The organism is Ferruginivarius sediminum (genome assembly GCF_003344765.1).
In the GTDB taxonomy this organism is placed as follows: Bacteria; Pseudomonadota; Alphaproteobacteria; order Kiloniellales; family Rhodovibrionaceae; genus Ferruginivarius; species Ferruginivarius sediminum.
Genome location: NZ_QPMH01000045.1, coordinates 1 through 3,786 on the forward strand (window position 1 = coordinate 1; position 3,786 = coordinate 3,786).

The 3,786-nt window shown below is 56.9% G+C and carries 4 protein-coding genes; all 4 read left to right on the forward strand.

Going from position 1 to position 3,786, the window contains the following annotated elements:
- Window positions 1-138 precede the first annotated feature (138 nt).
- Window positions 139-1,437 carry a glycosyltransferase gene (locus DRB17_RS19680; RefSeq protein WP_114583931.1) on the forward strand — a complete coding sequence of 433 codons (1,299 nt, stop codon included), beginning with the start codon at window positions 139-141 and terminating at the stop codon, window positions 1,435-1,437.
- Window positions 1,438-1,468: 31 nt separating this feature from the next.
- Window positions 1,469-2,110 (forward strand): acyltransferase, encoded by a 642-nt coding sequence (locus DRB17_RS19685; RefSeq protein WP_206607961.1) that lies wholly within the window; start codon window positions 1,469-1,471, stop codon window positions 2,108-2,110.
- Window positions 2,111-2,178: 68 nt separating this feature from the next.
- Window positions 2,179-3,366 (forward strand): non-hydrolyzing UDP-N-acetylglucosamine 2-epimerase, encoded by a 1,188-nt coding sequence (wecB, locus tag DRB17_RS19690; RefSeq protein WP_161958915.1) that lies wholly within the window; start codon window positions 2,179-2,181, stop codon window positions 3,364-3,366.
- 178 nt (window positions 3,367-3,544) lie between these two features.
- On the forward strand, window positions 3,545-3,786 hold a 242-nt coding region (locus tag DRB17_RS19695; RefSeq protein WP_147274978.1), incomplete at its 3' end, for a transposase.

Below are 3,786 nucleotides of genomic sequence, written 5' to 3' on the forward strand. Positions count from 1 at the left end.
GCCTCAAGGTGACGGCGGTCATCCGGAGAAACCTCGAAGCTGATCCCGCTGCGCGTGGCGTAGACTCGCACACCGCAGCGCCACGGGGAATCCCTCACGGGACTCCACCGTCAGGGTCGATCCACTAGGTAGCGATCGGTGGAGTCCAAGCGCCCGCACGTTTGCATCGTGGCCTACAAGGACCTGCGCCACAATACGCGGGTATTGCGCCAAGCACGTATCCTGAGCCTTCGGGGCAACGCAGTCAGCGTTATCGCCCTTGGCATGCCACCGCAGGTGGAACTCGAGCGCTGCGGGGTCGCCAACGCCATTACAATCACAGGGGCAATGTGGCACCGAGATTGGCTGCTAGCTGTCGGAAGCCGCCTCTGGAAGGTAGCCCCCACGCGTATGCATGAGTTCCTCGAACTGTCCTTATTGGGATGGAGGGCATCAAGGCTGGCGGTGCGGGGGAAACTTCGCTTGCAATGCTTTGCCCAAGCTGTACTTCGGGCTAATTGCGCGGACACCCCCTTCGATGTTGTCCAGGCCCACGACGAACATGCGCTTATCGCCGCTTGTCTACTGGCGGAGAAGTCCGGGGCACGGTTAATCTACGATGCTGTCGAAATGACTCATGAGCCGGAGTACTGGCGCCATGAACCTGTCGCGGTTCGCGTCATCCGTAGTGCCGAGATGGCAATTGAACGCCGCATACTTAGGGACCTTGACGGCGCCGTCACCGTCAACGATTCATTAGCCGATCATTTCGAGCGAACCATTGGGGGCATGCGGCCCTTAGTACTGCGGAACTGCCGAGAGTTCGAGCCGGAGGCTCATGACCGCAAAATCCGGGTGGACCTTGGCCTTTCCGATGCCGACCGCTTGCTCGTGTTCATCAATTCTATTTGGCCTGGGGAAGGTGCCGAAGTGCTCCTTCATGCGCTCGCCCAACTCCCTGGCAGAGTACATCTTGCATTTCTGGGCCCGGAAGGCAAAACCGGATACATTTCAGACTTGATGAAATTGGCCGAACACCTGCAAGTGCAGTCCCGCGTACATATGTTGCCCGTGTGCGCTCCAACAGAGATGATCGGCTACATGAGCGGTGCGGACCTTGGGGTCATACCGCGGCAGGCTCATCATCAGAACATGGTCTACAGCCTTCCAAATCGAATCTTCGAACTTATAATGGCGCGATTGCCTATCGCCGCGGCATCGCTACCTGAAATTGCCCGGCTCGTCTCGGAATACGACATAGGCCAGGTATTCGACGAAACAAATTCGGCGGCCATGGCTGAAACCATTGAAAGCATGTTGGAAACGGAGACACTCTCGCACTTCAAGAAGTCCGTTCAAAGCGCGGCGGCCGAACTATGTTGGGAGAGAGAAGGCGCACATTATGCGAAATACATCGAAAGCATGGCCGATGGGGTTCAGAACTCGGCAAAGCGGTGATGGCTCCTGAGAACAAGGAGAGCTGAGAGCGTTGGAACAATATTATCGCTATATTGGAACCGGCGAGCCCGATATCGAGATTCAGCCTGGTGCAATTGTTGGCTTGAAGGCGAAAGAGGAAGCCGGGCCTGTTGTCATCCGCGGTAGAACGCGGATTCGTTCGGGTAGCGTGATCTATGCAGATGTCGATCTGGGTAAGGACTTCCAGACTGGCCACAATGTTACGATTCGAGGACATACCACCATCGGCGCACATGTCGTCGTCGGCACGAACACGGTGCTTGAAGGTTACGTTGAGATTGCCGATTTCGTAAAAATTGAGTCCAATTGTTTCATCCCGACACATGTAAAAATTGGTACACGTGTCTTTATCGGTCCTGGGGTGACTTTGACCAATGATCGGTATCCTCTGAAGAATCGAGACGAATACGAGCCGGAGGGGCCGGTGCTTGAAGATGGCGTCACCCTGGCGGCTGGTGTTGTCGTAATGCCCGGCGTGCGTATTGGCCGTGGCAGCTTTGTAGCCGCAGGGGCCATAGTCACCAAGGATGTGCCCGAAATGAGTCTTGTTCGCGGTCTACCAAGCAGGATATACGCGCTTCCTGAACATCTCCGAGAGTTCAACATAGCTCTAAGTTGGAGGGGTTTTCTCAAAAATTCCTCGGACCAATAGGTCAGCGCTGCGATCCGTCGGTTTGAAGGGATCACCGCAATTAAGACAAAATGAGGTATACCGATACGATGACTTCTGGTCGGAAAACATTTCAGCGTAGTGAGTTGACGAAGGAAATCTGCGTTGTGGTGGGGACGCGTCCTGGCATAGTTATGATGGCGCCCTTAATCCACGAATTGGGCCGGCGTCAGGTGCCGCACTTCGTCGTTCATACGGGACAACACTATTCGCCCGCAATGGATGCGGACCTTTTTGAGGATCTGGGCTTGCCGCAAGCTGATTACCGGTTGGAAGGAGTGGCGGAACGGCGCACGCATGGCGGTCAGACAGCGGGTATGCTTGAAGGTAGTGAGAAGGTTTTCATGGAGCGCCGGCCACGCGTCGTCGTGGTCAACGGCGATGCGAACACCAACCTCGCTGCTGCTCTAGCAGCGCGGAAGCTGCATATGATTGTCGCCCATACGGAAGCGGGCGTTCGCAGCGGCGACTGGCGCATGCCCGAAGAGCATAACCGGGTCATTATGGACCATATTTCTGACCTGCTGTTCGCCTCAGACACACCCTCGGTCCGTGCACTGGAACAGGAGCGCGTACGGGGCGAGATTCACCGCTCAGGCAACACCATTGTCGACGCCTCGGTCATGAGTGTTGCTAAGGCGGAAACGGGATCGAGTATCCTCGAGCGTCTCGGACTCGAACCCGGCAATTACAGCATCGGAACATTGCATCGGGAGGAGACCGTTGACGTCCCGGAGTATCTGCAGACCGCATTAACAGGTATTGCAGAGGCCGCGGATAACATTGGCCGCCCTGCTATATTCTTTCTTCACCCACGTACTTACGCGCGGCTCAAGGAATTTGGGCTACTTTCATGGGTAAAAAATCTCAATGGATTGGTTATTCATCCGGCGGTCTCTTACCTGGATTTTCAACGTGCCTTGTCGAATGCTGCTGTCGTTTTCACCGATTCTGGTGGGGTGCAGCAAGAAGCCTGTATCCACAAAGTTCCCTGCGTCACGGTAAAGGATTCGTCGGAATGGCCGGAGACGATAGATATCTCAGCAAACCGAGTCACCGGCCTTGACGTCCGTGCCATTGTCGAGGCCGCAAACGAGGCCATCGAAGGGGCAAGGGAGTGGCCAATACCGTTTGGTGACGGCGCCGCTTCCGCGAGGATAGTTGATGTCTTGGAGCGTTGCCTAATCGAGGATCCGAGCCTCGCCCCGTTACCTGTTGTGACCGCAGACCGTGTGTAGCGAATGCCGGAATCGTTTCATGATCCTTCCAGATAGGCATCGGTCCTCAATCGTGGCCTGAAGGAGGATGATCCGTAACCTGCCGCTCAGGGCTGCCTTGGCATCTGACGTTCGCCGCCGCTTAGGCTGACGTTGGAAGCGGCGTTGTTACTGACGTGAGCAAGGCGAGAGCGGCTGGATGCGGCAGGAGATCCTGACGGGTGTCGAGCGCCGGCGGCGCTGGAGTGACGAGCAGATGCTGGCGATCGTCGGCGAGGTGGGGGCGAACGGTGCCCGTGTCGCGGATATCGCGCGCCGGCACGATCTGAACCGTAAGCGGCCGGCCAAGACCGCCCTCCTGCGATCGCTGGATGCCGCGGAAATTGGCGAGCTCAGGCGGCCGCTGGCTGCCAATTCCACGGCAGCAGATCGTCCAGCCGC